This is a genomic window from Bradyrhizobium sp. HKCCYLRH3061, assembly GCF_051168015.1.
In the GTDB taxonomy this organism is placed as follows: domain Bacteria; phylum Pseudomonadota; class Alphaproteobacteria; order Rhizobiales; family Xanthobacteraceae; genus Bradyrhizobium.
On record NZ_JBNPUE010000011.1, the window covers coordinates 153,326 to 179,519 of the forward strand.

The following is a 26,194-nucleotide window of genomic DNA, read 5'->3' on the forward strand; positions in this document are numbered from 1 at the left end:
GAGGTCTCCGCCTGATGTCCGACAAGCTCCGCCGCGCCGACGGCGCCCGCGTCCTGGCCGATCTGAACGCACTGCGCGCCTTCGGCACCTACAAGACCGGCGTGCACCGGCCGACCTTCTCCGACGCCCATCGTCAATCGCTCGCTTGGCTCGCCGAGCGCCTGCCCGATGCGCAGCTGACGCCTGATATCGACGGCATCGGCAACGTGCTGGGCACCAGCGCCAAGCCCGGCCCCAAGCTGCTGGCCGGATCGCATCTGGAGAGCCAGAATCAGGCTGGCTGGCTCGACGGCCCGCTCGGCGTCGTCTACGCGCTGGAGGCGGCGCGCGTGCTCAATCCCGATCCGTCTATTGTCGGTGCGGTGGAGGTCGCCTCCTGGTGCGACGAGGAGGGCCATTTCGGCAGCATGCTCGGCAGCCGCTCCTATGTCGGCGACGTCAGCGAGGCCGAAATCGATGCTGCCCGCGACCGCAGCAGCCCGCGCACGCTGCGGGAGGCGCTTGCCGAGATGGGCCTTGCCGGACGGCCGCGCCTGCAGGCCGAGCCCGGCCGGCATATCGGCTATCTCGAAGCTCATATCGAGCAGGGCGACACGCTCGAGGCGGGCGAGCTCAAGATCGGCGTCGTCACCTCGATCGTCGGCATCTGGCAATACCGCATCACCTTCACCGGCGAGCAGAACCATGCCGGCACGACGCGGATGGCGGTGCGCAAGGATGCCGGGCTCGCGCTCGCCAAGTTCTGCGTCGCGATCGACGCGCGCTTTCCGGCCGCCTGCGGCCCGCGCACGGTGTGGACCACGGGACGCATCACGCTCGATCCGGGCGCACCGAGCATCATCCCCGGCCGGGCCGAGATGCTGTTCCAGATCCGCGACGACAATGCCGCCGTGGTCGACCGGCTCGAAGAGCTGCTGCGCGAGATGGCTGCGCAGGCGTCAGACGCAGGTCCCTGCCATGTCGCCGTCGAGCGCATCCGTACCGGCGCGCCAGCCATGATGGACGGCACGTTCCAGGATGCGGTCGAGGCCGCCAGCCGCGATCTCGCCGCCGGCAGGTCGCTGCGGATGCCGAGCGGCGCCGGACACGACGCGCAGGTGCTCGCGACCATCATGCCGGCCGGCATGCTGTTCGTGCCGTCGATCGGCGGCATCAGCCATCACTGGACCGAGAACACCGCCGATGCCGACATCGTCACCGGCGCCGACGTGTTCGTCGATACCTGCCGCCGCCTGCTGGCGGGCGCCACACGATAAGGCCCGCCATCAGCGAGGCACGTCGTCAGTCCGGCGGATTGAGCGCGGCCATCGGCGCCGCGTTGCGCGCCTTGCCCTTGCTTTGGCTCTGCCCCTGGATCATCTGCTTCAGGTAGGCGACGTTGGCGGCGGCCTCGTCCGGCGGCAGATCGGCCCGCGCGATCTGCTCGGCCTCCGCGAAGCGTCCCTGCAGGCCGACGACGAGCGCGAGGTTCTGACGCACCCGTGCGTCCGCCCGCTGCGAGCCGTAGGCCTGGCGCAGCACCTCCTCGGCCTTCGGCAGCTCCCGCGTCAGCATGTAGGACAGGCCGAGATTGGAGAGCACCGAGGGCTCGCCGGGCACGATCTTCAGCGCGCTGTCGTAATAGCGCCGCGCCTCCTCGTGGCGGCCCATCTGGTCCAGCGCGGTGCCCTGCACCGACAGCAGCTTCCAATCGGGATTGTCGGGCGAATGCGCGCGCGACAGCACGTCGAATGCGAGCTTGAAATTGCCGTTGTCGGCCAGCGCTCGGCCATAGGCCGCGAGCACGGTCTTGTTGCCCGCGTTGGCGAGCGTGGCCTGCTCCAGCACCGCAACCGCCTGCTCACGCTGGCCGTTGTTGCGCAGTGCCTGGCCATAGGCGACGGCAATGGCCGCATCCTTGGGATTGGCGCGGTAGCGCTCGCCATAGACCTCGACCGCGCGCTGCGGGGTCGCGGGCGGCGGCTCGGCGCGACTGCCTAGCGAGCCCGTGACGTCGGACATGGTCTGGCAGCCGCCGAGTCCCGCAGCGACGAGCGCGGCGAAGGCGACGGACGCGAGGAGCCGGGGAATGGAAGGCGGTTGACGCATGTCACTTGGACTCGACCGGGCGAATTGAACGCGCCAGCAATAAACTGTTAACGCTAACAGCCGGTTAATGGCGCGATCCCGGCGCAGACGTCACATTTGCGTCGGCTTGCGGGCGAGGGGCCCGGCGCGATTGCGGCGGCCTTCAAACTCTGCGAAGTCTGGCTCAAGCGCGCCAGTTAGGGAACCATTAGGCATGCCGTCGATGTTCGAGACCGCCTCCACAACGTCCGCCATCCCGATCACCTTCGTGACGAAGGCGAGCTGGCCGGGGATCAAGGAGAGCCTGTCGGCTGAAGCGCGCAACTTCGCCGAGGCCAACGTCTACACCGCCAAGCCCGGCAGCTATCTGGCGCTGCCCGGCGCGGACGGGCGCATCGCTCAGGTGCTGTTCGGCATCGAGGACGACGACGCCAAGCACCTTGACCTGTTCCGGCCGGGCGCCCTGCCCGGCCTGCTGCCCGCCGGCACCTACCGCTTCGCCAATGCGCCGCATGATGCACGGCTCGCCGCGCTGGCGTTTGCGCTCGGCAGCTACCGCTTCGGCCGCTACCGCAAGGCCGAGACGCCGGAGGTCCGCCTCGTTCCGCCGGACGGCGTCGACGCCGCCGAGCTGAGCCGCCTGGCCGACGCGGCGACATTGGCGCGCGACCTCGTCAACACGCCGTCGAACGACATGGGACCCGAGGAGCTCGAGGCCGCCGCGAAGCAGGTCGCCGACCGCTTCGGCGCACGCTTCACCAGCATCGTCGGCGACGATCTGCTGGAGCAGAACCATCCGCTGATCCACGCCGTCGGCCGCGCCTCGACGCGCGCGCCGCGGCTGATCGAGCTGGTTTGGGGCGACGCATCGCATCCCAAGGTCACGCTGGTCGGCAAGGGCGTCTGCTTCGACACCGGCGGGCTCGACCTGAAGCCGTCGAGCAGCATGCTGCTGATGAAGAAGGACATGGGCGGCGCCGCCAATGTGCTGGCGCTGGCGCAGATGGTGATGGACGCCGGGCTCAAGCTGCATCTGCGCGTGCTGATTCCGGCGGTCGAGAACGCGGTCGCCGGCAACGCCTTCCGTCCGATGGACGTGTTTCCGTCGCGCAAGGGCATCACGGTCGAGATCGGCAACACCGATGCCGAGGGCCGGCTGGTCCTGGCCGATGCGCTGGCGCTCGCTGACGAAGACAAGCCCGATCTGCTGATCGACATGGGCACGCTGACGGGCGCGGCCCGGGTCGCGCTCGGTCCCGATCTGCCGCCGTTCTACACCCAGGACGAGGCGCTCGCCGCCGATGTCGCGCGCTGCGCTGCCGCCGAGAACGATCCGCTGTGGCGGATGCCGCTGTGGGCGCCGTATGACTCGTGGCTCGACTCCAAGGTCGCGACCATCAACAATGCGCCTTCGGGCGGCTTCGCCGGGTCGATCACCTGCGCGCTGTTCCTGCAACGCTTCGTCGAGCACGCCAGGAGCTGGCTGCATCTCGACATCTTCGCCTGGACGCCGTCGGCCAAGCCCGGCCGCCCCGAGGGCGGCGAGTGCCAGGCCGCGCGCGCGCTCTACAAGCTCTTGAGCGAGCGCTATGGCTGATCCGAGGCTCACGCCGGCACGCGGCGATATCGCGGCCAGGCATCTCCAGGGACAGGTGACGGCTGCGCGCTTCGTCGACGGCGAGACCCTCGTCGTCGTCGATCCGATCGCGCCACTGCGGCTGCAGCCGCATTCCGGCGCCGAGCAGGCGACGCAGGCGCTGAAGGGCGAGCGCGTCACGGTCTACGACCGCAATGGCGAGGGCTGGGCCTGGGGCCAGCTCGAAAGCGACGGCTATGTCGGCTGGCTGCCGGAGGCGGCGCTGGCGGCGCCCAGTGCTGCGCCGACGCACAAGATCAGCGCACTGCGCAGCTTCGCGTTTCCCGGACCGTCGATCAAGCTGCCGCCGCTCGAGACGCTGCTCATGGGAGCGACCATCGCGGTGACGCGTGAGGAAGCGAGCTTCGTCGTCACGCATGAAGGCTGGTTCGTGCCGAAGCAGCACGTCGTGGCGCGCGATCAGCGCGAGCCCGATTACGTCGCCGTTGCCGAGCGCTTCGTCGGCACGCCCTATCTCTGGGGCGGCAAGAGCAGCCTCGGCATCGACTGCTCGGGGCTGGTGCAGGTGTCGCTGAATGCCGCCGGCGTGCCGTGCCCGCGCGACAGCGACATGCAGCTCGCGGCGCTGGGCCGCGTGCTCGACGGCGGCGAGCCGCTTCGCCGCGGCGATCTGATCTTCTGGAAGGGCCATGTTGCGATCGCCCGCGATGCCGATACGATGGTCCATGCCAACGCGTTTCATATGGCGACGGCGATCGAGTCGGTCAGCGCCGCGATTGCACGGATCAAGGCGAGCGGGAGTGACGTACTCGCCATTAAACGGCTCGTTTGAGAAGGCCGAAGCACCACACGTGATGACATCGACACATCAGCTTCAAGGTATGAGTCTTGCTGGGCTGCTCGTGAATGGGCCCTCTCCCCTTGTGGGAGAGGGCATGTAGGACAGAGCAGCAAGCTCGGTCGGGTGAGGGGTCTGTATCTACGAGTGCGATCGCGGAGAGATACCCCTCACCCGACCGAGTACGTAGATCCGCCGAACATGCCCTCTCCCACAAGGGGCGATGGCGCAGTCATGAGCAGCGTGCCGAGAGCACCAGTATTGCTGCATCTGCGCGTGCAATGGCGCGTTGCCCGCCGATGCGAGCGTTGCGTCGGATTCACATCTCAAACAGCATGGCGACAAGCGTCAGCACTCTCGCGGCCTCACTGGCCCGAGCTCTGCGACATTCATCCGCCCTCGAAAAATGAGAGGGCGCAGGGAAGGCCGGGTGCCGAGCGCACCCGTGGTTGCGTGCAAGAAAGCACGCGGTAGTCACCACAGGTACGGGCCGAACATCCGGCCTCCCCTGCGCGATGGGCTGCGTCTTATACGTGCTCTCCCCAGGGACCGGCGTTCTTGCCCCTGTCGGCCACGGGCTCATCGACCCGCAACCTTGACGCCAGCATCGGGGCGCCAGGACCACACGACTTCGTCGCCCGCCTGATGCCGTTCGTCCGTGCGCACATGCACACGCAGCATCAAAGCGGCCATCGCATCCCGCACCCGACGCCCGTGACGACGCGTACGTCCCTCTCGTGGGGCAGGACGGGGCGGAGTATGCACGAATTCCGAAAATAAGAAACCAGAATATTTTAACCGCGAGGGCTGGACAGATATTTGCAGACGCTGCCCGTCGGGCAAATCAATTCGCAATCATGCGACACATGAAAGAGCTAAAGAGCAGGTTCTACCTTGCTGGTTTTTCCATCCGCGCTGCTCGGCTCGGCTTAAAAAACTCCCCTACCCGGTCGGCTGTTCCAAAGAATCCCAAATTCGCACTGAAGCAAGCTGCCGTCAGCCCCTCGTATTCCCGCAGGATAATTAGTACGATATACGTATTCGACATTCTGATTCCCGTTCTGCTCATTTGATGACCACCACCGCAACGGCGAGTACTGACGATGAATTCCATCATCCCCCTTGGAAAATTTGAGAATGTACCCGTTAGAGAGGCTTGGCCAGCTGAGGACGATAACTTCACGCCGTGGCTTGCACAGCCGGACGCCATTACGATCCTTGGCAAAGCCTTAAACCTCGAACTGGAGGTTGAGGCGGTTGAACACTGGGTTGGCGCCTTCAAGGCGGATATTCTTGCGCGCATCGCAGATGAGCAAGACGACCATCGCGTGATCATCGAGAACCAATTCGAGCGAACAGATCACAAGCATCTAGGACAAATCCTGACCTATCTTGCCGGCATTGAAGGAGCAAAGACCATAATTTGGATTGCCGAGGTGATTCAGCCCGATCATCGCGCTGCAATAGATTGGCTCAACACGAACACCGCCGAGGACTTTTCATTCTTTGCGGTCGAGGTTGAACTCTGGCGTATTGGCAATTCGCCGCCGGCTCCTCGCTTCAACGTAATCGCTAGTCCGAACGACTGGACTCGATCGGCGCGGACAGCAACCCGCCAAGTCGCAGGGGCCGTTCGAGCGCAGAGTGATGCTGTTCGTCTGGGCTACTGGTCTTCATTTTCTGAGTATCTCAAGAAAAATGGCTCGGCATTTCAGCTCAAACGCCCCAATAGTAGACACTATTACAATTTTCCAACCGGACGATCTGGAATCCCGATCACCGTCACGTTCAGTACCGACAAAGAGAGAATCGGGGTCGAGCTGTACGTCTACAACGACGTAGAGAAGGCCGTCTTTCGCACTTTGCTCGCGGACAAGCAGACAATTGACGCAGAATTTGGGGAACAGCTCGATTGGCAGGAGCTCCCCCAGAGAAAGGCCTCGCGCATCGCGCTATTTCGTTCGGACATCAATCCTACGGACGAGAAGCAATATCTAGAACTCCATGCTTGGATGCTCGACAAGATGAATCGGTTCTGGAGAGTCTTCGTCCCCCGCGTGAAGTCAATGCGGCCAAGCGGCGAGGCCGGCTCGGTCGGACAGGAAGCAGAGGACGATTAGCCGTCAGGCTTCGGTCTTCCCCGGTCAAATTTCCGTCCCCAGCACGGGCGCCAATGGGGGTGATTAACGGGCCAAAGGGGACGCCACTGAGAACAGTACTCAAGGCTCTGCCCGGCTTCGCTGATCGGAATCCGATCGAGGACGGCCTACCCAGCTTCATCAGTAAGTCAGTAGCCGCTCAGTCTCAAAGCGCTGAACGAACCGACCGCGCTCCATCCCCTAGCTCGCCGCCGCCCCATTCCCCGCCGTCTCGTTCCTGAACGCGGCCGCGAACAGTGCGCGGGTGTAGTCGGTCTTCGGCGCCTTGAACAATTGCGCGGCCGGCCCCTCCTCCACCACCTTGCCATGGCGCATCACGATGAGATGGCTGGCGAGGGCGGCAACGACGCGGAGGTCGTGCGAGATGAACATGTAGGTCAGCTCGCGCTTGCGCTGCAGCTCGCGCAGCAGCTCAACCATCTGCGACTGGAACAGCATGTCGAGCGCCGAGGTCGGCTCGTCCAGCACGACGAAGCTCGGCTCCAGCACGACCGCGCGGGCCACTGAGATGCGCTGGCGCTGGCCGCCGGAGAACTCGTGCGGATAGCGGAAGCGCGTCTCCGGATCGAGCCCGACATCGGTGAGCGCCTTGACGACCTTCGCCTCGGACTGCTCCTCCGACAGGTCAGGCTGATGCACGCTCAGGCCTTCGGCGATGATGTCGCCGACCGACATGCGCGGACTGAGCGCGCCGAACGGGTCCTGAAAGACGATCTGCATGTCGCGGCGGAACGGGCGCACCTGCTTGAAGGTCAGCCCCTGGATCTCGTTGCCAAGAAACACGATCGGACCGTCGGAGGAGATCAGCCGCAGCAGCGCCAGCCCCAGCGTGGTCTTGCCGGAGCCGGATTCACCGACCACGCCGAGCGTCTCGCCCTTGCGCACGGCGATGCTGACGCCGTCGACCGCCTTGATGTGGCCGACGGTGGAGCGGAACAGGCCGCGCTTGATCGGAAACCAGACCTTGAGGTCTTTCGCCTGCATCACCACGGGCGCATCGGGCCGCGGCGGCGCCGGGTCCGGCTTCGGCTCGGCGGCGAGGAGCGCCCTGGTGTAGGGATGCGACGGCGCGGTGAACACCTGCTCGACCGGACCCTGCTCGACGATCTTGCCACCGTTCATGACGCAGACACGATCGGCGATGCGGCGGACGATGCCGAGGTCATGGGTGATGAACAGCAGGCTCATGCCGAGCCGGGCGCGGATGTCGGCGAGCAGCGCCAGGATCTGCGCCTGCACGGTAACGTCGAGCGCGGTGGTCGGCTCGTCGGCGATCAGCAGATCGGGCTCGTTGGCGAGCGCCATCGCGATCATCACGCGCTGGCGCTGGCCGCCGGAGAGCTGATGCGGATAGCTGCCGAGCCGCGTCTCCGGCTCGGGGATGCCGACTTGCGTCAGCAGTTCGAGCACGCGCGCCCGCGCCGCGCCGTTCGAGATCGGTCGGTGCAGATGCAGGATCTCGCTGATCTGCCGCTCGATCGTGTGCAGCGGATTGAGCGAGGTCATCGGCTCCTGGAAGATGATGGAGATGTCGCTGCCCCGGATGCCGCGCATCTCGCCTTCCGACAGCGGCAGCAGATCGCGGCCCTTGAAGCGGATGCTGCCCGACGGATGCGAGGCGACCGGATAGGGCAGCAGCTTCAGCACCGACAGCGCGCTGACCGACTTGCCCGAGCCGGACTCGCCGACCAGGGCGACGCACTCGCCGCGCTTGATGTCGAACGAGACGTGGTCGACGGCGGTCGACAGGCGGCCCTGCTGGTGGAAGGCCACCGAGAGATCGCTGACCGAAAGCAGCGGCTGGCTGATCGCATCCATGTCGGTCACCTGAACGTCTTGCGCGGATCGAATGCGTCGCGCACGGCCTCGCCGATGAAGATCAAGAGCGACAGCATGATCGCGACCGAGAAGAAGCCGGTGAGACCGAGCCACGGCGCCTGCACGTTGGACTTGGCCTGCGACAGCATCTCGCCCAGCGACGGCGATCCCGGCGGCAGGCCAAAGCCGAGGAAGTCGAGCGCGGTCAGGGTCATCACCGAGCTCGACACGATGAAGGGCAGGAAGGTCATGGTCGCGACCATCGCGTTCGGCAGGAGATGGCGGACCATGATGACGGCGTTGGAGACGCCGAGCGCGCGCGCCGCCTGGATGTACTCGAAATTGCGGCCGCGCAGGAATTCAGCGCGCACCAGGCCGACCAGCGAGACCCAAGAGAACAGCAGCATGATCCCGAGCAGCGTGAAGAAGCCGGGCACCAGCACCGCCGACAGGATCAGGAGCAGATAGAGATAGGGAATCGCGTTCCAGATCTCGATGAAGCGCTGGAACAACAGATCGACCCAGCCGCCGAAATAACCCTGCACGCCGCCGGCGGCGATGCCGATGATCGAGGAGAAGAACGTCAGCGACAGGCCGAACAAAACGGAGATGCGGAAGCCGTAGATCAGCCGTGCGACGACGTCGCGGCCCTGGTCGTCGGTGCCGAGCCAGTTGTATTCGAGATCCCGGCAGCTCTTCAGCCCCTTCTTCTCGACCACGGATTTGCACTGTGCCTCCGTCAGCATCCAGGTCGGCGGCGATGGCGCCGGCGTCGGCAGATCGAGATTGTGCGTGGCGTAGGAGTAGCGGACCAGCGGCCAGATCACCGTGCCGCCCTTGTCCGCAATCAGCTTCTGCAGATACGGATCACGATAGTCCGCGGCGGTCTCGAAGTCGCCACCGAATGCCGTTTCCGGATAGGTGACGAACGCCGGGAAGTACAGGTGGCCGTCGAACTTGATCAGGAACGGCCGATCATTGGCGATCAGCTCGGCGAACAGCGACACCACGAACAGGAACAGGAAGATCCACAGCGACCAGTAGCCGCGGCGGTTGGCCTTGAAGTTCTGCCAGCGGCGCTGATTGAGCGGCGACGGCCGGAAGCAGTGCCGCGTCGGCGGCACGGCCTCGCCGAGCGGGGCCTGCGCCTTGGTCTCGACCGGAGGGGTGGCTGTGATCGTCATCAGACCTCCCGCGCCTCGAAGTCGATCCGCGGATCGATCCACATGTAGGTCAGATCCGAGATCAGGTTGATCGCGAGGCCGAGCAGCGAAAAGATGAAGAGATTGCCGAACACAACGGGATAATCACGATTGAGAATGCTCTCGAACGAGAGCAGGCCGAGCCCATCCAGCGAGAAGATGGTCTCGATCAGCAGCGAGCCGGAGAAGAAGGCGTTGATGAAGGTGCCTGGAAAGCCGGCGATCACGATCAGCATGGCGTTGCGGAACACGTGGCCGTACAGAACCTGGTTCTCGCTGCAGCCCTTGGCGCGCGCGGTCATGACATATTGCTTGCGGATCTCGTCGAGGAACGAGTTCTTGGTCAGCAGCGTCATGGTCGCGAAGGCGCCGAGCGCCATCGATACCAGCGGCAAAGTGAGATGCCAGAAATAGTCGATGATCTTCCAGTACCACGGGAAGTCCGACCAGCCATCCGACGTCAGCCCGCGCAGCGGGAAGATGTTGAGAAACGAGCCGCCAGCGAACAGGATGATGAGCAGGATCGCGAACAGGAAGCCCGGAATGGCGTAGCCGATGATGATCACGGCCGAGGTCCAGACGTCGAAGCGCGAGCCGTCCTGCACCGCCTTGCGGATCCCCAGCGGGATCGAGATCAGGTAGGTCAGCAGGGTCATCCAGATGCCGAGCGACATCGACACCGGCAGCTTCTCCTTGATGAGCTGCAGCACGCTCGTGTCGCGGAAATAGCTCTTGCCGAAATCGAAGCGCGCGAAATTCCACACCATCAGCGCGAAGCGCTCCGGCGCCGGCTTGTCGAAGCCGAACTGCTTCTCGAGCTGCTTGATGAAGGCGGGATCGAGCCCCTGCGCACCGCGATATTTCGAGTTCAGCTCGCCGCCGGATCCCACCTGTCCCGGCGGCCGCGCGCCGAAATCCGAACCACTGCCGCCCGAGATGCGCGAGGTGCCGCCGGTGTCGGCGCCGGTCAGTTGCGCGATGACGCGCTCGACCGGGCCGCCCGGCGCGAACTGCACCACGACGAAGGAGATGAAGAGGATCCCGAGCAGGGTCGGGAGCATCAGCAGGATGCGACGGGCGATATAGGCGGCCATGAACTACTTCGCCTGCTCCAGCTTTGCGGCTTTGGCGGCATCGTACCACCAGATGTCGGGGGCGCCGACGCCCGAGGCGTATTTCGGCGGCTTCGGCGGGTGGCTGAACTGATCCCAATAGGCGATCGGGTGGGTCTGGCGATACCATTGCGGTATCCAGTAGTGGCCGGCGCGGAACACGCGATCAAGCGCCCGGCAGGCCAAGGTCAGCTCGATGCGGGTCTCCGCCGAAATCGCCTTGTTGACCAGCGCGTCGATCGCGGGATTGCTGATGCCGCCGAGATTGTAGGAGCCCTTGGTCTTGGCCGCGTCCGAGGTGAAATACGGCCGCAGGCTGTCGCCGGGGGTCGGCGACATCGACAGCCGCTGCACCGTGATGTCGAAATCGAAATCCTCGACCCGGGCGCGGTACTGCACCGCATCGACGATGCGCAGGTCGGCGTCGATGCCGAGCGTCTGCAAATTCTTGATCAGGGTGCCGTGGTGCGGCTTGAACGAGACCTCGTCGATCAGGAACTCGATCGCGAACACCTCGCCATTCGGCAGCATCCGCTTGCCGTCCTTCACCGGCAGGCCGGCCTGCTGCAGCAGTTGCGTGGCCTTGCGCAGCAGCGTGCGATCCTGCCCCGAGCCATCGGAGACGGGAGGGACAAAGGGCTCGCCAAACACATCGTCGGGCACCTGGCCGCGGAACGGCTCGAGGAGCTTCAGCTCCTCCGGCGACGGCGGCCCGACCGCGACCGTGTCGGAGTTCTGGAACGGCGACACGGTGCGCGCATAGGCGCCGTACATGATGGTCTTGTTGGTCCATTCGAAGTCGAACGCGTAGGTCAGCGCCTGGCGGACGCGCGGGTCCTTGAACATGTCGCGGCGGGTGTTGATGAACCAGCCCTGTCCGCCGGACGGCGTCTCGTCCGGCAGCAGCTCGCGCTTGACGCGGCCGTCCTTGATCGCCGGGAAATCGTAGCGCGTCGCCCAGATGCGCGAGGTGAACTCCTCGCGGAACAGATAGCTCTTGGCGGTGAAGCCCTCGAAGGCGACGTCGCGGTCGCGATAGAACTCGTAGCGGACGATGTCGAAATTATACATGCCGCGGCTGACCGGCAGATCGGCGGCCCACCAGTCCTTGACGCGCTCGAATTCGACGTAGCGGTTGATCTCGTATTTGCCGACCTTGTACGGGCCGGAGCCGAGCGGCACGTCGAGCGGGTTCTCGTCGAAGGCGCGGTTGGCGTACCAGGCCTTCGAGAAGATCGGCAGGGTCACGACGTAGAGCGGCACGTCGCGGGCGCGCTTCTCGACGAAGCTCACCACGACGGTCGCATCGTCGAGCGCCTCGGCCTTCACGAAGTCGCGCAGCTGCACGACGATCAGCGGGTGGCCCTTTTCCTTCAAGGTGTTCAGCGAGAAGGCGACGTCATGTGCCGTGATCTTCGTGCCGTCGTGGAAGCACGCCTCGGGACGGAGCGTGAAACGATAGCTCAGCTTGTCCGCTGATATCGCGACGGACTTCGCGACCAGCCCATACACCGCGTCCGGCTCGTCGCTCGCGCGCACCATCAAGGTCGCGAACGTCATATCCATGCCCTGGGCGCCCTCGCCCTTGAGGACATAGGCATTGAACGAGTTGAACGTCTGGTAGGACTGGTTGTAGGCGCGCACCGAGGGGATCAGCGAGAACAGCCCGCCCTTCGGCGCGTCGGGATTGACGTAGTCGAACTGCCGGAAGTCGGCGGGATATTTCAAATCGCCGAACGCCGACATGCCGTGGGCCTCGGCGCCGAACTCCGCGGCCTTGGCCGGCGTGAGCAACGGCGCCGTGAGCGCGCCGAGCCCAAGCCCGAGCACGCCGCGCCGCGACAAATGAGAAAGCCGGCTCAAGAGCGCTTCACCTTGGCGGCCTTGTCGGCATCGTACCACCACAGATTCGGCCAGCCGGACCGCGCATATTTCGGGAATGGCGTGAAATGGCTGAAGCGGTCCCAGCGCGCGCTGCGCGAAAACGGATAGGTGAACTGCGGGACGACGTAGAAATTCCACAGCAGCACCCGATCCAGCGCGTGCGTCGCGGCTTCGAGCGAGGCGCGATCCTTGGCGTAGATGATCTTCTCGATCAGCGCGTCGACGGCGGGATTCTTGATGCCGATCGTGTTCTTCGAGCCGGGCTCGTCGGCGGCCTTGGAGCCCCAGAAATCGCGCTGCTCGTTGCCGGGCGACAGCGACTGCCCCCAGACGTCGATGATCATGTCGTAGTCGAAGGTGCGCACCCGGTTCTCATACTGGACGTTATCGACCTGGCGGACCGTCACCGCGACGCCGAGGCGCTCCAGCGACGGCTTGTAGAACAGCACGATGCGCTCGGACGACGGGTCCTGGACCAGGAGTTCGACCGTGACCGGCTTGCCGGCGGGATCGACGAGCTTGCGGTCCTTGATCTCGAAGCCTGCGTCCTTCAGCAGCCTGGTGGCCTCTCGCAGATTGGCGCGAACGTTCTCGGGATTGCCGCCCACCGGGGCCTGGTAGACCGTAGTGAACACGTCCGGCGGCACCTTGTCGCGCAGCTCCTCGAGGATCTGCAGCTCCTGGCCCTGCGGCAGCCCGGAACAGGCCAGATCGGTGCCTTCGAAGTAGCTGTTGATCCGTTTGTACTGGCCGTAGAACAGCTGCTTGTTCATCTCCTCGAAATCGAAGGCGTAGTTGAAGGCGCGCCGCAGCCGCGCGTCCTGGAATTGCGGACGCCGCAGGTTGAAGGCGAAGCCCTGCATGCGGCCGGAATCGCTGATCGGGAATTCGTCCTTGACCACGCGCTTGTCGTTGATGGCCGGGAAGTCGTAGGCCGTCGCCCATTGCTTGGCGGAGTTCTCGTTGATCCAGTCGGCCTGGTCGGCCTTGAAGGCCTCGAGGGCGACGATGTTGTCGCGGAAATATTCGAACTGCAGCTCGTCGAAATTGTTCTGGCCGATCTGGACCGGCAGGCTGGCGCCCCAGTAGTCCTTGACGCGCTCCATCTTGATCGAGCGGCCGGGCACGAACTCCTTGACGCGATACGGGCTCGACCCGAGTGGCGGCTCCAGGGTCGTCGCGGTGACGTCGCGCTTGCGGCCCTGCGCGTCGGTGCCTTCCCACCAGTGCTTCGGCAGCACCAGCAACTCGCCGACGATGTGCGGCAGCTCGCGATTGCCCGGGCCGTCGAAGGTGAACTTGACCTCGAGATCGCCGGTCTTCTCGGCCTTCACGACATGGCGATAATAGGACGAATAGTGCGGGCTGTTCTTCTTCAGGACGTCCAGCGAGAAGATGACGTCCTCGGGCGTCACCGGCTTGCCGTCGTTCCAGCGCGCTTCCTTGCGCAGGCGGTAGATGACCCAGGAATAGTCGTCCGGATAGGCCGCCGACTCGGCGAGCAGGCCGTATTCGGTCGACACCTCGTCCTGCGACCGCGTCATCAAGGTCTCGTAGACCAGCCCCGCCGCGGCGGCGATGTTGCCCTTCACATACATCACGACGATGTTGAAATTGTCGAAGGTGCCGAGCGAGATCATCCGGGCCGTGCCGCCCTTGGGTGCGTCGGGATTGACGTAGTCGAAGCGCTTGAAGTCCGCCGGGTACTTGATCTCGCCGAACAGCGACAGGCCGTGGCGCCAGACCAGTTGCTCGCCGGCCTGCGCCTGTGCGGCGTCGAGCGGGGCGAGGCTGGCGGCGGTGCCGAGCGCCGGGGTCATCGCAGCGAAGACGCTGCTCTGCAGGAGCTGTCGTCGGGTAATCGTCAAATGAGACTTCCTCTGAATAAGACCGCTTGAAGCAGGTGGTCGGCCGTGGCCGCTGCTGCTCAGAGATCCAACGTTCGATCGTAACCCAATTCGCAAGGGCAGGTTTCGCCGGCCTCAGCCAGGGTGCTCCAGCCCGTGAACCCGTTCCATTCAGGGGACAATATACGGCAAGGTTTCGACCAATAACCTTGCTTTTTCCTCATGATACCGGGTTGTGAACGAGGTGGATGCGACCAAAGGTCCCAAATGCGGCGAAATTCGCCCCGCAAAGCAAAACGGCCGGGCTTGGGGCCCGGCCGTCGGAAATTGGGGATCAGCAGCCGATCACTTGGCTGCGGTCGGCAGCGGCGCCGGATTGTCCGACAGCGAGTTCAGGTAAGCCAGCACGTCGGCGCGCTCCGAGTCCTTCTGGATGCCGGCAAAACCCATCGCGGTGCCCGGGATGTAACCCTTCGGATTGGTGATGAAGTGGTTGAGTTCCTCGATCGTCCAGGTGCCGCCTTTGGCCGCCATCGCTGCCGAGAATTTGAAGCCGCGGCCTTCGCCGACCTTGTCGCCGACGATGCCGTAGAGGTTGGGGCCGACGGCATTCTTGCCGCCCTTGTCGAAGGTGTGGCAGGCCGCGCACTTCTTGGCAGCGGCAGCGCCCTTCTCGACCGAGGCGGTCTGCAGCAGCTTCTCGATCGGCTCGGCCGCGGCCGGCGCAGCGGCTTCCTTGCCTGCGCCCTCGGCCTCCTTCACCGCGATCTCGAAGCCCGGCTTCTCCGGCATTTTCGGCGCGAACAGCGCGCCGGCGGAAAAGCTCGTGACCAGCACGACCAGACAGGCGGCCAGGACGGCGCCGAGGATTTTGTTCAGTTCGAAGGAGTCCATTTTGGAATCAGGCTCCGAGGGCGGATTTCATTGCTTGGGGGCCGCGGGGCCGCGACCGTGAGTCGCCCCAGGATTCGAGAAAGGACTCGTGAAGGCATCGAGCGGAATCGAGCCGTCGCGCCTCCCCCTGCGGCAGAAGTGAGATATCGGTTTGCCCGTGCTCTGGCAACCCGTATAAGCGGGCCGCTTTCGCTGTCCCCATCAAGCCCGGCCCGCGCTGTTGCGACCGGCTCCGACCTGCCGTTTCCCGGATGACCAAGTCCAAAATCCTCGTGCTGATCCCGGCCCGCATGGCCTCGACCCGCCTGCCCGGCAAGCCGCTGCTCGACATCGCCGGCCAGCCGATGATCGTTCAGGTGCTCCGGCGCGCGCAGGAGGCGGGAATCGGCCGGGTGGCCGTGGCAACGGACACGCCGGAGATTGCTGCGGCCGTCGCTGCCGCGGGTGGCGAGGTGGTCATGACCAGGCCGGATCATCCCTCGGGGTCAGACCGCATCTACGAGGCCATGTGCAAGCTCGACCCTGCCCGCGAGGCCGAGATCGTGGTCAACCTGCAGGGCGATTTCCCGACCATCGACCCGCAGAATATCAGCGACGTGCTGCCGCCGCTGGAGGATCCCGCGGTCGACATCGCGACCCTTGCCGCGCAGATCCATACCGAGGAGGAGAGCCTCAACCCGAACGTCGTCAAGGCGGTCGGCTCGCCTGTCGGTGGACGGCGCCTGCGCGCGCTGTATTTCACCCGGGCCACGGCGCCGCATGGCGACGGACCGAGGTACCATCACATCGGCCTCTACGCCTACCGCCGGGCGGCGCTGGAGCGCTTCGTCAGCCTGCCGCCATCGCCGCTGGAGCAGCAGGAGAAGCTGGAACAGCTGCGGGCGCTGGAGGACGGCATGCGCATCGACGTGATGGTGGTCGACGCCGTGCCGCGCGGCGTCGACACCGCGGCCGACCTCGAAACCGCACGCCGGCTGCTGTCCAAGGCTTAATTGACAAAGGCTCGAGCTGCTAGAAGGCCCACCATGAGCAAGATCTTGAAAATCGCATTCCAGGGCGAGCCGGGAGCCAATTCCCACATCGCCATCTCCGAGGCCTATCCGACCGCCGAGGCCATGCCCTGCGCGACCTTCGAGGACGCGCTGAGCGCGATCTCCTCCGGCGAGGCCGATCTCGGCATGATCCCGATCGAGAATTCGGTCGCCGGCCGCGTCGCCGACATCCACCATCTGCTGCCAGCCTCGGGCCTCTACATCATCGGCGAATGGTTCCTGCCGGTGCGCCACCAGCTGATGGCGCTGAAGGGCACCAAGCTCGCCGACATCAAGACGGTCGAGAGCCATGTCCACGCGCTCGGCCAGTGCCGCCGCATCATCCGCCAGCTCGGCGTCCGGCCGATCGTCGCCGGCGACACCGCGGGCAGCGCGCGGGACGTCTCGCAGCGCGGCGACAAGAGCGTGGCGGCAATCGCCTCGCGGCTGGCCGCCGAGATCTACGGCCTCGACATCCTCGCCGAGGACATCGAGGACGAGGCCCACAACACCACCCGCTTCGTCGTGCTGGCGCGCCAGGAGCAGTGGGCCGAGCAGAATTCCGGGCCGCTGGTGACGAGCTTCGTGTTCCGCGTCCGCAACCTGCCGGCCGCGCTGTACAAGGCGCTCGGCGGCTTCGCCACCAACGGCGTCAACATGACCAAGCTCGAGAGCTACATGGTCGACGGCAACTTCTTCGCGACGCAGTTCTACGCCGACGTCGACGGCCATCCCAACGACAAGGGGCTGGCCTTCGCGCTGGAGGAGCTGAAGTTCTTCTCGCGCGAGCTGCGCATCGTCGGCGTCTATCCGGCGCATCCGTTCCGCGCGACGTTCAGCGAGCGGATGGAGTGATCGGGGCTCACGCTTCGATATAGGCCGCCAGCTCAGCGGGCGTTCCCGTCGGGAACGCCTCCTTCAGGAAGTCGAGGAAGGCGGAGACGCGCGCGCTCAGCAGCCGGCGCGATGGATAGAGCGTCCACAGCGCGATGGCGGGCGCGTCCAGATCGCCCCAATGCGCCAGCCGGCCGGCCGCCAGATCGTGGCTGACGAGCGACAGCGGCAGGCACGCGGCGCCGACGCCCGCGCGGACCGCATCGCGAACCATGATCAGCGACGACAGGCGAAGGATGGGGGCGAACGCGATGCGCGATCGTACCGCCGGCGCTTTCACCTCCCAGACTGCGTTCTGATCGCTGCCGCGCACGACCGCTGGAATGACGGCGTGATCCGCCGGCCGCGTCAGGCCTGGGCTCGCCACGACCACCAGTCGGTCGCGCAGGAAGATGCGTCCAACCAGGCTTTCATCGGGATCGGGATTGACCCGGATCACCAGGTCATAGCCTTCCTCGACCATGTCGACGGTGCGGTCGTCGGTGGTCACGTCCAGCCGGACCTCGGGATATCGGAGCGCGAACGCGGCGGCGAGCTTGCCCATCGCGGTCTGCGAGAACAGCAGCGGCGCACTGATCCGCAACCGGCCGCGCGGCTTGTCGCCGCCGGAGGAGATCGCGGCGACAGTCTCGTCGAGCTCGGTGAGCAGCGCGCCCGCGCGCTCGAACAGCGCCCGCCCCTCCTCGGTCAGCTTCAGCGCGCGTCCGCCGCGCTCGATGAGCCTGAGATCCAGGCTCGCTTCCAGCTCGCCGACCCGGCGGGACAACGTCGCCTTGGGACGACCGCTGGCGCGGGCGGCACGGCCGAATCCGCCGTGGCGGGCGACGAGATTGAAATCGGCGAGCGCAAGCAGATCCATCCGTTCCACCAGTGAGACGACCTGTCCAGATATAGCGTCTATTGGCTCGTGTGTGGATCGATATCTTCCGGGTGTCCCAACAACCAACCCGGAGTGATCCCCATGACCATCCTCGTGACCGGCGCCACTGGAAATGTCGGCCGCCGCGTCGTCGAACAGCTCGTCAAGCGCGGCGCCGATGTCCGCGCCCTCGTCCGCGATCCCGCCAAGGCCAACTTTCCAGCGGGCGTTCAGATCGCCCAAGGCGACCTGCTCGACATCGATTCGCTCCGCGGCGCGCTCTCTGGCGTCTCGACGCTGTTTCTGCTCAACGCCGTCACATCAGACGAATTCACCCAGGCGCTGGTCGCGCTCAACATCGCTCGCGAGGCCGGCATCGAGCGGATCGTCTATCTCTCGGTGATCCACAGCGACGTCTACGTCAACGTGCCGCACTTCGCCGGCAAATTCGCCGTCGAGCGGATGATCGAGCAGATGGGCCTCAACGCCACCATCCTGCGGCCGGCCTACTTCATGAACAACGATCTCACGATCAGGGACGTCGTGCGCGGCTACGGCGTGTACCCGATGCCGATCGGCAGCAAAGGCCTCGCCATGATCGATGCCCGTGACATCGGCGAGATCGCGGCCATCGAGCTGATCCGCCGCGAGCAGTCCTCGACGCCGCTGCCGCTGACGCGGATCAACCTTGTCGGCCCGGACACGCTGACCGGCGCCGATGCCGCCGCTGTCTGGTCCGAGGTGCTGGGGCGTCCGATCGGCTATGGCGGCGACAACACCGCGGGCTTCGAGACCAACCTGCGGCAGCTCATGCCGAGCTGGATGGCGTTCGACATGCGGCTGATGAGCGAGCGCTTTCAGACCGACGGCATGGTGCCGGACGATGGCGACGTCGCCCGCCTGACCGCGCTGCTCGGCCGCCCCTTGCGCTCCTATCGCGACTTCGTCGCCGAGAGCGCGACCGTCGCCTGACGGCACACACCCCATGCGTCTGCGGGACGTCTCCATGAGAGCGTCCCGCGCAATCCAAGGAGGTCATCATGACCAATCAAACGAACGATGGCGTCACCATGAAGCCCAACATCCTCGTGCTCGGCGCGACCGGCGGCACCGGACGGCTGATCGTGCGCGACGCGCTGGCGCGCGGCCATCACGTCACCGCGCTGGTGCGCTCGCCGGAGAGGGCCGGGGATCTGCAAGGCGCGCAATTGATCGTCGGCGATGCCCGCGACGAAGCTACGCTGCGCAAGGCGCTCAAGGGACAGAACGCCGTGATCAGCTCACTGGGCACACCGCTCAGTCCATTCCGCGAGGTCACGACGCTCTCGACCTCGACGCGCGCGCTCGTCAACGCGATGAAGGCCGAGCATGTCGCGCGTCTGGTCGCCATCACCGGCATCGGCGCCGGCGACAGCCGCGGCCATGGCGGCTTCGTCTACGACCGGCTGATCCTGCCGCTGCTGCTGCGCAACATCTACGCGGACAAGAACCGGCAGGAGGCCGTCATTCGCGACAGCGGGCTCGATTGGCTCATCGTTCGCCCCGCCATGCTGAACGACAAGCCTGGCGGGCAGAAGCTGCGTGCACTGACGGATCTCGCCGGCTTTCACGGCGGCACGATTGCGCGGGCCGACGTCGCGCGCTTCGTGGTGGACCAGGTGAGCGACGACAGCTTTCTGCATCGCTCGCCGCTGATCACATGGTGAGACCAGCGCCGTCCTGCTTATGCCGCCGCCTTCCGCTCGAGGCCGAAGGCGTCGGCGAGCAGGCTGTAGGAGCGCTTGCGGGCGTCGTGATCGTAGATCGCGGTGATCACCATCAGCTCGTCGGCCTGGCTCGCTGCGATCATCGGATCGAGCTTGGCCCGCACCGTCGCCGGCGCGCCCACGAACAGCCGCGAGCGGTTGCGCGCGATCGAGGCCCGGTCCGCGTCTGTATACATGTACGCCGCCGCTTCCTCCGGGCTCGGCAGCGGCAGGAACTGGCCGCGGTCGCGCCGCAAGCGGTTGAGGTCCATCGACGACGCCAGCCGCTCGGCCTCGGCGTCGGTCTCGGCTGTCACCACTGCGACTGCCAGGATCGCATGCGGCTGCGAGCGCCAGCGCGACGGTGTGAAATGCGCGCGGTAGGTCCGCATCGCATCCACGGCATCGTGGCTCGCGAAATGATGCGCGAAGCCGAACCCCATGCCGAGCTGCGCCGCCAGCTCGCTGGAATAGTCGCTGGAGCCGAGCAGCCAGATCGGCGGCAGCGGCGCATCATCGGGCATGGCGATCACGTTGTTGTAGGGATGGCCGGCGGGGAACTCGCGGGTCTCCCACAGCATCAGCTCATGCAGCCGCTCCAGGAAGTCATCGCCCTCACGACGGTCGAGCCGGCTGCGCAGCGCATAGGCCGTGGTGCCGTCGGTGCCGGGCGCGCGGCCCAGGCCGAGATCGATCCGGCCGGGAAACAGTGCCTCCAGCATCTTGAAGCGCTCCGCGACCACCAGCGGCGCATGGTTGGGCAGCATCACGCCGCCGGAGCCGACGCGGATGTGCTGCGTCGCTGCCGCGATCTGCCCAATCATGATGTCGGGCGACGGGCTCGCCACCGACGGCAGGCTGTGGTGCTCGGCCAGCCAGTAGCGGACGTAGCCGAGCTGATCGACGTGACGGGCCAGGTCGATGCTGTTACGCAGCGCCACTGACGCCGGCGTGGCGGTGGTGGTGACGGAGAGGTCGAGGACTGAAATCGGGATCATCGCTTCAACCTAATGCCTGCGAGGCGCGCCACAATGGGCTGGAAGCGATGGTGACCTGCCGGAAATGCAGTGGATGGCTGGACCTAATGTTGGGACAATACGATTGTATACATCAACGAAACCAAACTATCCCACATTCAGATTGATAAAAACCCCTTCGCCATAATCGATAACCTTTGATATTGTTTACCTTTATCGTCCCACTCTGCATTTCCAATAGCTCCTCAAAAATCCGCTTCTTGCCATATCAGTGGGCCAAATCCCATTTCTGGTGGGCTGTTTATTGCAGCGCCCTTCCCTTATCTTGGCACATCCAGAGGCCGATCCCCTCTTGAGTTGAAATTTACGCCCCAGCCGGAACCTGCGTTGCCATGACCGACCTCGCCACCGCCATTGCCGACGGCCACACCGCGATTCCCCGGCCGAAGATCTCGTTCGAGTTCTTCCCGCCGAAGACCGAGGAGATGGACCGGACGCTGTGGGCCTCGATCGAGCGCCTCGCCCCGCTGGAGCCGAGCTTCGTCTCGGTGACCTATGGTGCCGGCGGCTCGACGCGCGAGCGCACCCACGCCACGATCGCGCGCATCCTGAAGGAAACCGCGCTGCTGCCGGCGGCGCATCTCACCTGCGTCGGCGCTTCGCGCCACGAGATCGACGAGGTCGTCGAGCGCTATCACGAGGTCGGCGTCCGCCACATTGTGGCGCTGCGCGGCGATCCGCCCGGCGGCATCGGCACGCCCTACTACACCCATGCCGAAGGCTATCAGAGCTCGCCCGAGCTGATCGCCGGCATCAAGAAGCGCCATCCCGATATCGAGGTCTCGGTCTCGGCCTATCCGGAGAAGCACCCCGAGAGCCGCGACTTCGACGCCGACATCGACATGCTCAAGGCCAAGGTTGACGCCGGCGCCACCCGCGCCATCACCCAGGTGTTCTTCGACAACGATCTCTACTTCCGATACCTCGACCGTGTCCGCGCCCGCGGCATCACGATCCCGATCGTGCCCGGCATCATGCCGATGCACAATTTCAAGCAGGCGCGCGGCTTCGTGACCCGCGCCGGCACGACGGTGCCGGACTGGCTGGCCGAAAAATTCGACGGTCTCGACGACGATCCCGAGACCCGCAAGCTGGTCGCGGCGACCGTCGCCGCAGGCCAGGTGCAAAAGCTCGCCAAGCATGGCGTCGACACCTTCCATTTCTACACCATGAACCGCGCCGACCTCGTGTTCGCGATCAGCCATCTGCTCGGCATCCGTCCGAAGTCCGCCAACAAGGCTGCCGCCTGATGTCCGCCCCTGTATCTCCAGCGCGTACCGCCTTCCTTGACGCTGCCCGCGAGCGCATCCTGATTCTCGACGGCGCCATGGGCACGATGATCCAGGCGCTGCAGCTCGACGAGGCCGCCTTCCGCAGCGAGCGGTTCCGCGACTTCCATCGCGACCTCCGCGGCAACAACGACCTGCTGATCCTCACCCAGCCCGACGCCATCGAGGACATCCACGCGCAATATCTGCGCGCCGGGGCCGATATCGTCGCCACCAATACGTTCTCGGCGACCTCGATCGCGCAGGCCGATTACGACCTCTCCGACATCATCTACGAGCTCAACCGCGAGGGCGCCCGGCTCGCCCGCAATGCCGCGACCCGCGTCGCCGCCGAGGACGGCAAACAGCGCTTCGTCGCCGGCGCGATGGGTCCGACCAACCGCACCGCCTCGATCTCACCTGACGTGTCGAACCCCGGCTACCGCGCCGTGACCTTCGACGATCTCAGGCTCGCCTATGGCGAGCAGGCGCGCGGGCTCTTGGATGGCGGCGCCGACATCCTGCTGCTCGAGACCATTTTCGACACGCTCAACGCCAAGGCGGCGCTGTACGCCATCGCCGAGCTCTGCGAGGAGCGCGGCATCGACGTGCCCGTGATGATCTCGGGCACCATCACCGACAAGTCCGGCCGCCTGCTCTCGGGCCAGATGCCGGAGGCGTTCTGGAATTCGGTCCGTCATGCCAAGCCGCTGACCATCGGCTTCAACTGTGCGCTCGGCGCCGAGGATCTGCGCGCGCATGTCGCCGACATCGGCCGCGTCGCCGACACGCTGGTCTGCGCCTATCCCAATGCCGGCCTGCCCAACGAGTTCGGCCAGTATGACGAGACGCCGGCCTACATGGCGCGACTGATCGGCGAGTTCGCGTCGGCCGGCCTCGTCAACATCGTCGGCGGCTGCTGCGGCACCACCCCCGACCATATCGCCGCGATCGCCGCCGCCGTTGCCCCGCACAAGCCGCGCGCCGTGCCCGAGATCGCGCCGCGGCTGCGGCTGTCGGGCCTGGAGCCGTTCGAGCTGACGCCCGCCATTCCCTTCGTCAATGTCGGCGAGCGCACCAACGTCACCGGCTCGGCGAAATTCCGCAAGCTGATCACCGCCGGCGACTACACCGCGGCGCTGCAGGTCGCGCGCGACCAGGTCGAGAACGGCGCCCAGGTCATCGACGTCAACATGGACGAGGGCCTGCTCGATTCGGAAGCCGCGATGCGGACCTTCCTCAACCTCGTCGCCGCGGAGCCGGACATCGCCCGCGTTCCCGTGATGGTCGACTCCTCGAAATTCCACGTCATCGAGGCCGGCCTGAAATGCGTGCAGGGCAAGCCGGTGGTGAACTCGATCTCGCTCAAGGAGGGCGAGGAGAAGTTCATTCACGAAGCGAAGATCGCGCGCCGGCACGGCGCCGCGGTCGTGGTGATGGCATTCGACGAGACCGGCCAGGCCGACACCTATCAGCGCAAGACCGAGATCTGCGCCCGCGCCTACAAGATCCTGGTCGAGACGGTCGGCTTCCCACCGGAAGACATCATCTTCGATCCGAACATCTTCGCGATCGCTACCGGGCTGGAAGAGCACAATAACTACGGCGTCGACTTCATCGAAGCGACACGCTGGATCCGCCATAACCTGCCGCATGCCCACATTTCCGGCGGCGTGTCCAATCTCTCCTTCTCGTTCCGCGGCAACGAGCCGGTGCGCGAAGCCATGCATTCGGTGTTCCTGTATCACGCCATCAAGGCGGGCATGGACATGGGCATCGTCAATGCCGGCCAGATGATCGTCTATGACGACATCGATCCGGAGCTGCGCCAGGTGTGCGAGGACGTCGTGCTCAACCGCGACCCCGGCGCGTCCGAGCGGCTGCTAGCGCTGGCAGAGAAGTTTCGCGGCCAGGGCAAGCAGACCAAGGAGGCCGATCTCGCGTGGCGCGAATGGCCGGTCGGCAAGCGGCTGAGCCACGCGCTGGTGCATGGGATCACCGAGTTCATCGATGTGGACACCGAAGAGGCCCGCGCTGCCGCGACCCGGCCGCTCGACGTCATCGAAGGCCCGCTGATGGCCGGCATGAACGTGGTCGGCGACCTCTTCGGCGACGGCAAGATGTTCCTGCCGCAGGTGGTGAAGTCGGCGCGCGTGATGAAGCAGGCGGTCGCCTATCTGATGCCGTTCATGGAGGCGGAGAAGGCCGCCAACAAGGGCCGCGGCAATGAGCGCTCCAACGCCGGCAAGATCGTGCTCGCCACCGTCAAGGGCGACGTGCACGACATCGGCAAGAACATCGTCGGCATCGTGCTCCAGTGCAACAATTTCGAGGTCATCGACCTCGGCGTCATGGTGCCCGCGGCCAGGATCATCGAGACGGCGAAGGCCGAGAACGCCGACATCGTCGGCCTGTCCGGCCTGATCACGCCTTCGCTCGACGAGATGGCCTATCTGGCGTCCGAGCTGGAGCGCCAGGGTCTCAATGTGCCGCTGCTGATCGGCGGCGCCACGACGAGCCGCGTCCATACTGCGGTCAAGATCGATCCGAACTACCAGAATGGCCCGGTCGTTCACGTCAACGACGCCAGCCGCGCCGTCGGCGTCGCCTCCTCACTGCTGTCGCCGGAGCGCAAGGATGCCTACGCCACGGAGGTTCGCAGCGAGTATCAGAAGATCGCCGCGGCGCATCTGCGCGGCCAGGCCGACAAGAAGCGGCTGAAGCTCGCGGACGCCCGCGCCAACGCGCCGAAGATCGACTTCGCCAAGGCGAAGCCGGTGAAGCCGACCTTCCTCGGCACCAAGACGTTCGTCGACTATGACCTCGCCGAGCTCGTGCCCTATATCGACTGGACTCCGTTCTTCCAGACCTGGGAGCTCGCCGGTCGTTTTCCTGGCATCCTCGACGATGCCAAGGTCGGCGAGGCCGCGCGGGCGCTGTATGACGACGCGCTGAAGATGCTCGAGCGCATCGTCGACGAGAAGTGGTTCACGGCGCGCGCCGTGATCGGCTTCTGGCCGGCGAACGCCGTCGGCGACGACATCGTGCTCTATGCCGACGACGGCCGCACCCAGGAGATCGCGACGCTGCACACGCTGCGGCAGCAACTCGAGAAGCGCGAGGGCCGCTTCAACACCGCGTTGTCCGATTTCGTCGCGCCTGTGGATGCCGGCGTGCCGGACTATGTCGGCGGCTTCGTCGTCACGACGGGCCTCGGCGAGGACGCCGTCGCCGACCGCTTCAAGAACGCCAATGACGACTACTCCTCGATCCTGGTCAAGGCACTGGCCGACCGCCTTGCCGAAGCCTTTGCCGAACGCCTGCATGCCCGCGTCCGCCGCGAGTTCTGGGCCTACGCCCCGGACGAGGCGCTCTCCGCCGATGACCTGATCCTGGAGAAGTATCAGGGCATCCGCCCGGCCCCCGGCTATCCGGCGCAGCCCGACCACACCGAGAAGGCGACCTTGTTCGAGCTGCTCGATGCCGAGAAGAATGCCGGCGTCCGCTTGACCGAGAGCTTTGCGATGTGGCCGGGCTCGTCGGTCTCGGGCCTCTATTTCGCCTCGCCGGAGAGCTTCTATTTCGGCGTCGGCAAGATCGAGCGCGACCAGGTCGAGGACTACGCCGCGCGCAAGGGCATGACGGTGACCGAGGTCGAGCGCTGGCTGGCGCCGATCCTGAACTACATCCCGGCGAGGGGCGGCCAGCAGGCAGAGACGCCTCGCGCAACCGCTGCGCCCGCTCCCGCAGCAGCCAACGACGCCGCGCCCGCGGAGCTCGCCAGTCATCCGGCCGGCTGCACCTGCGCCGTGCATCTGGCCTGGCGCAAGAAGGCGGTCGGCGCGAAGTAGCCGGCGCAGTCACCACGCCCACAACTGTCGTCCCGGCGAACGCAGGGACCCATACCGCGTGATGTATCGGTCGTACGCGATCGCGGAGACC

The 26,194-nt window shown here is 65.6% G+C and carries 19 protein-coding genes; 10 read left to right on the forward strand and 9 right to left on the reverse strand.

The features are described from left to right. Positions 1 to 14 precede the first annotated feature (14 nt). On the forward strand, positions 15 to 1,256 hold the full coding sequence (locus tag ACQR2C_RS19235; RefSeq protein WP_434881851.1) for a Zn-dependent hydrolase: 1,242 nt from the start codon (positions 15 to 17) through the stop codon (positions 1,254 to 1,256). A gap of 25 nt (positions 1,257 to 1,281) precedes the next feature. On the opposite strand, the gene ACQR2C_RS19240 is transcribed toward ACQR2C_RS19235, so the two are convergent. Continuing rightward, entirely contained in the window at positions 1,282 to 2,088 is an 807-nt protein-coding gene (locus tag ACQR2C_RS19240) for a tetratricopeptide repeat protein (protein WP_315804691.1), read from the reverse strand. A 193-nt stretch (positions 2,089 to 2,281) separates the two neighbouring features. Here ACQR2C_RS19240 and ACQR2C_RS19245 point away from each other — a divergent pair, with 193 nt between their 5' ends. From ACQR2C_RS19245 to ACQR2C_RS19255, 3 genes are all read left to right on the forward strand, one after another. Further along, positions 2,282 to 3,664: a leucyl aminopeptidase family protein gene (locus ACQR2C_RS19245; RefSeq protein WP_434881852.1), complete on the forward strand. Its 1,383-nt coding sequence runs from the start codon at positions 2,282 to 2,284 to the stop codon at positions 3,662 to 3,664. Continuing rightward, positions 3,657 to 4,496 (forward strand): NlpC/P60 family protein, encoded by an 840-nt coding sequence (locus ACQR2C_RS19250; RefSeq protein WP_316216458.1) that lies wholly within the window; start codon positions 3,657 to 3,659, stop codon positions 4,494 to 4,496. The genes ACQR2C_RS19245 and ACQR2C_RS19250 overlap by 8 nt, the downstream gene beginning before the upstream one ends. Before the next feature lie 1,109 nt (positions 4,497 to 5,605). Next, the gene (locus ACQR2C_RS19255; RefSeq protein WP_316238183.1) at positions 5,606 to 6,622 is read left to right on the forward strand and encodes a DUF4268 domain-containing protein; all 1,017 of its coding nucleotides are present in this window, start codon (positions 5,606 to 5,608) and stop codon (positions 6,620 to 6,622) included. A gap of 219 nt (positions 6,623 to 6,841) precedes the next feature. On the opposite strand, the gene ACQR2C_RS19260 is transcribed toward ACQR2C_RS19255, so the two are convergent. The 6 genes from ACQR2C_RS19260 to ACQR2C_RS19285 form a co-directional block, all read right to left on the reverse strand. Continuing rightward, on the reverse strand, positions 6,842 to 8,479 hold the full coding sequence (locus tag ACQR2C_RS19260) for an ABC transporter ATP-binding protein (protein WP_315805768.1): 1,638 nt from the start codon (positions 8,477 to 8,479) through the stop codon (positions 6,842 to 6,844). 5 nt (positions 8,480 to 8,484) lie between these two features. Then, positions 8,485 to 9,663, reverse strand: coding sequence for an ABC transporter permease (locus ACQR2C_RS19265; protein WP_434881853.1), 1,179 nt, complete (start codon positions 9,661 to 9,663; stop codon positions 8,485 to 8,487). Further along, complete coding sequence (locus tag ACQR2C_RS19270; RefSeq protein ID WP_315805766.1) at positions 9,663 to 10,775, reverse strand: microcin C ABC transporter permease YejB; 1,113 nt, start codon at positions 10,773 to 10,775, stop codon at positions 9,663 to 9,665. The genes ACQR2C_RS19265 and ACQR2C_RS19270 overlap by 1 nt, the downstream gene beginning before the upstream one ends. 3 nt (positions 10,776 to 10,778) lie before the next feature. Further along, the gene (locus ACQR2C_RS19275) at positions 10,779 to 12,656 is read right to left on the reverse strand and encodes an extracellular solute-binding protein (RefSeq protein WP_434881854.1); all 1,878 of its coding nucleotides are present in this window, start codon (positions 12,654 to 12,656) and stop codon (positions 10,779 to 10,781) included. Continuing rightward, positions 12,653 to 14,497 carry an extracellular solute-binding protein gene (locus tag ACQR2C_RS19280; protein ID WP_434881889.1) on the reverse strand — a complete coding sequence of 615 codons (1,845 nt, stop codon included), beginning with the start codon at positions 14,495 to 14,497 and terminating at the stop codon, positions 12,653 to 12,655. Before ACQR2C_RS19280 ends, ACQR2C_RS19275 begins: the two co-directional genes overlap by 4 nt. Before the next feature lie 372 nt (positions 14,498 to 14,869). Further along, on the reverse strand, positions 14,870 to 15,418 hold the full coding sequence (locus ACQR2C_RS19285; protein WP_434881855.1) for a c-type cytochrome: 549 nt from the start codon (positions 15,416 to 15,418) through the stop codon (positions 14,870 to 14,872). A gap of 251 nt (positions 15,419 to 15,669) precedes the next feature. Here ACQR2C_RS19285 and ACQR2C_RS19290 point away from each other — a divergent pair, with 251 nt between their 5' ends. Beyond that, positions 15,670 to 16,410, forward strand: coding sequence for a 3-deoxy-manno-octulosonate cytidylyltransferase (locus tag ACQR2C_RS19290; RefSeq protein WP_315805763.1), 741 nt, complete (start codon positions 15,670 to 15,672; stop codon positions 16,408 to 16,410). Between the two features lie 33 nt (positions 16,411 to 16,443). Further along, on the forward strand, positions 16,444 to 17,304 hold the full coding sequence (locus tag ACQR2C_RS19295) for a prephenate dehydratase (protein WP_315805762.1): 861 nt from the start codon (positions 16,444 to 16,446) through the stop codon (positions 17,302 to 17,304). A gap of 7 nt (positions 17,305 to 17,311) precedes the next feature. On the opposite strand, the gene ACQR2C_RS19300 is transcribed toward ACQR2C_RS19295, so the two are convergent. Beyond that, on the reverse strand, positions 17,312 to 18,202 hold the full coding sequence (locus tag ACQR2C_RS19300; RefSeq protein WP_434881856.1) for a LysR family transcriptional regulator: 891 nt from the start codon (positions 18,200 to 18,202) through the stop codon (positions 17,312 to 17,314). Positions 18,203 to 18,304: 102 nt separating this feature from the next. Here ACQR2C_RS19300 and ACQR2C_RS19305 point away from each other — a divergent pair, with 102 nt between their 5' ends. Both ACQR2C_RS19305 and ACQR2C_RS19310 read left to right on the forward strand, forming a co-directional pair. Then, complete coding sequence (locus ACQR2C_RS19305; protein WP_434881857.1) at positions 18,305 to 19,174, forward strand: SDR family oxidoreductase; 870 nt, start codon at positions 18,305 to 18,307, stop codon at positions 19,172 to 19,174. Positions 19,175 to 19,242: 68 nt separating this feature from the next. Further along, positions 19,243 to 19,908 carry an NAD(P)-dependent oxidoreductase gene (locus ACQR2C_RS19310; protein ID WP_434881858.1) on the forward strand — a complete coding sequence of 222 codons (666 nt, stop codon included), beginning with the start codon at positions 19,243 to 19,245 and terminating at the stop codon, positions 19,906 to 19,908. A 17-nt stretch (positions 19,909 to 19,925) separates the two neighbouring features. Here ACQR2C_RS19310 and ACQR2C_RS19315 read toward each other — a convergent pair whose 3' ends face one another. Then, a complete protein-coding gene (locus ACQR2C_RS19315) occupies positions 19,926 to 20,945 on the reverse strand; it encodes an LLM class flavin-dependent oxidoreductase (RefSeq protein WP_315805758.1) in 1,020 nt (339 codons plus the stop codon). A gap of 371 nt (positions 20,946 to 21,316) precedes the next feature. Between ACQR2C_RS19315 and metF the strand changes: the two genes are divergently transcribed. Together metF and metH are read left to right on the forward strand one after the other, a co-directional pair. Further along, on the forward strand, positions 21,317 to 22,234 hold the full coding sequence (gene metF, locus ACQR2C_RS19320; protein ID WP_434881859.1) for a methylenetetrahydrofolate reductase [NAD(P)H]: 918 nt from the start codon (positions 21,317 to 21,319) through the stop codon (positions 22,232 to 22,234). Beyond that, a complete protein-coding gene (gene metH, locus ACQR2C_RS19325; RefSeq protein ID WP_434881860.1) occupies positions 22,234 to 26,103 on the forward strand; it encodes a methionine synthase in 3,870 nt (1,289 codons plus the stop codon). Before metF ends, metH begins: the two co-directional genes overlap by 1 nt. The last annotated feature ends 91 nt before the right edge of the window (positions 26,104 to 26,194 follow it).

Excerpts from the sequence above, each read along its gene's own strand:
- ACQR2C_RS19315 (WP_315805758.1), bottom strand. The coding sequence starts at position 20,945 with ATGATCCCGATTTCAGTCCTCGACCTCTCCGTCACCACCACCGCCACG.
- ACQR2C_RS19310 (WP_434881858.1), top strand. The coding sequence starts at position 19,243 with ATGACCAATCAAACGAACGATGGCGTCACCATGAAGCCCAACATCCTC.
- ACQR2C_RS19290 (WP_315805763.1), top strand. The coding sequence starts at position 15,670 with ATGACCAAGTCCAAAATCCTCGTGCTGATCCCGGCCCGCATGGCCTCG.
- ACQR2C_RS19250 (WP_316216458.1), top strand. The coding sequence starts at position 3,657 with ATGGCTGATCCGAGGCTCACGCCGGCACGCGGCGATATCGCGGCCAGG.
- ACQR2C_RS19270 (WP_315805766.1), bottom strand. The coding sequence starts at position 10,775 with ATGGCCGCCTATATCGCCCGTCGCATCCTGCTGATGCTCCCGACCCTG.
- ACQR2C_RS19305 (WP_434881857.1), top strand. The coding sequence starts at position 18,305 with ATGACCATCCTCGTGACCGGCGCCACTGGAAATGTCGGCCGCCGCGTC.
- metH (WP_434881860.1), top strand. The coding sequence starts at position 22,234 with ATGTCCGCCCCTGTATCTCCAGCGCGTACCGCCTTCCTTGACGCTGCC.
- ACQR2C_RS19300 (WP_434881856.1), bottom strand. The coding sequence starts at position 18,202 with ATGGATCTGCTTGCGCTCGCCGATTTCAATCTCGTCGCCCGCCACGGC.
- ACQR2C_RS19235 (WP_434881851.1), top strand. The coding sequence starts at position 15 with ATGTCCGACAAGCTCCGCCGCGCCGACGGCGCCCGCGTCCTGGCCGAT.
- ACQR2C_RS19285 (WP_434881855.1), bottom strand. The coding sequence starts at position 15,418 with ATGGACTCCTTCGAACTGAACAAAATCCTCGGCGCCGTCCTGGCCGCC.
- ACQR2C_RS19295 (WP_315805762.1), top strand. The coding sequence starts at position 16,444 with ATGAGCAAGATCTTGAAAATCGCATTCCAGGGCGAGCCGGGAGCCAAT.
- ACQR2C_RS19265 (WP_434881853.1), bottom strand. The coding sequence starts at position 9,663 with ATGACGATCACAGCCACCCCTCCGGTCGAGACCAAGGCGCAGGCCCCG.
- ACQR2C_RS19240 (WP_315804691.1), bottom strand. The coding sequence starts at position 2,088 with ATGCGTCAACCGCCTTCCATTCCCCGGCTCCTCGCGTCCGTCGCCTTC.
- ACQR2C_RS19255 (WP_316238183.1), top strand. The coding sequence starts at position 5,606 with ATGAATTCCATCATCCCCCTTGGAAAATTTGAGAATGTACCCGTTAGA.
- metF (WP_434881859.1), top strand. The coding sequence starts at position 21,317 with ATGACCGACCTCGCCACCGCCATTGCCGACGGCCACACCGCGATTCCC.
- ACQR2C_RS19245 (WP_434881852.1), top strand. The coding sequence starts at position 2,282 with ATGCCGTCGATGTTCGAGACCGCCTCCACAACGTCCGCCATCCCGATC.
- ACQR2C_RS19260 (WP_315805768.1), bottom strand. The coding sequence starts at position 8,479 with ATGGATGCGATCAGCCAGCCGCTGCTTTCGGTCAGCGATCTCTCGGTG.
- ACQR2C_RS19280 (WP_434881889.1), bottom strand. The coding sequence starts at position 14,497 with ATGACCCCGGCGCTCGGCACCGCCGCCAGCCTCGCCCCGCTCGACGCC.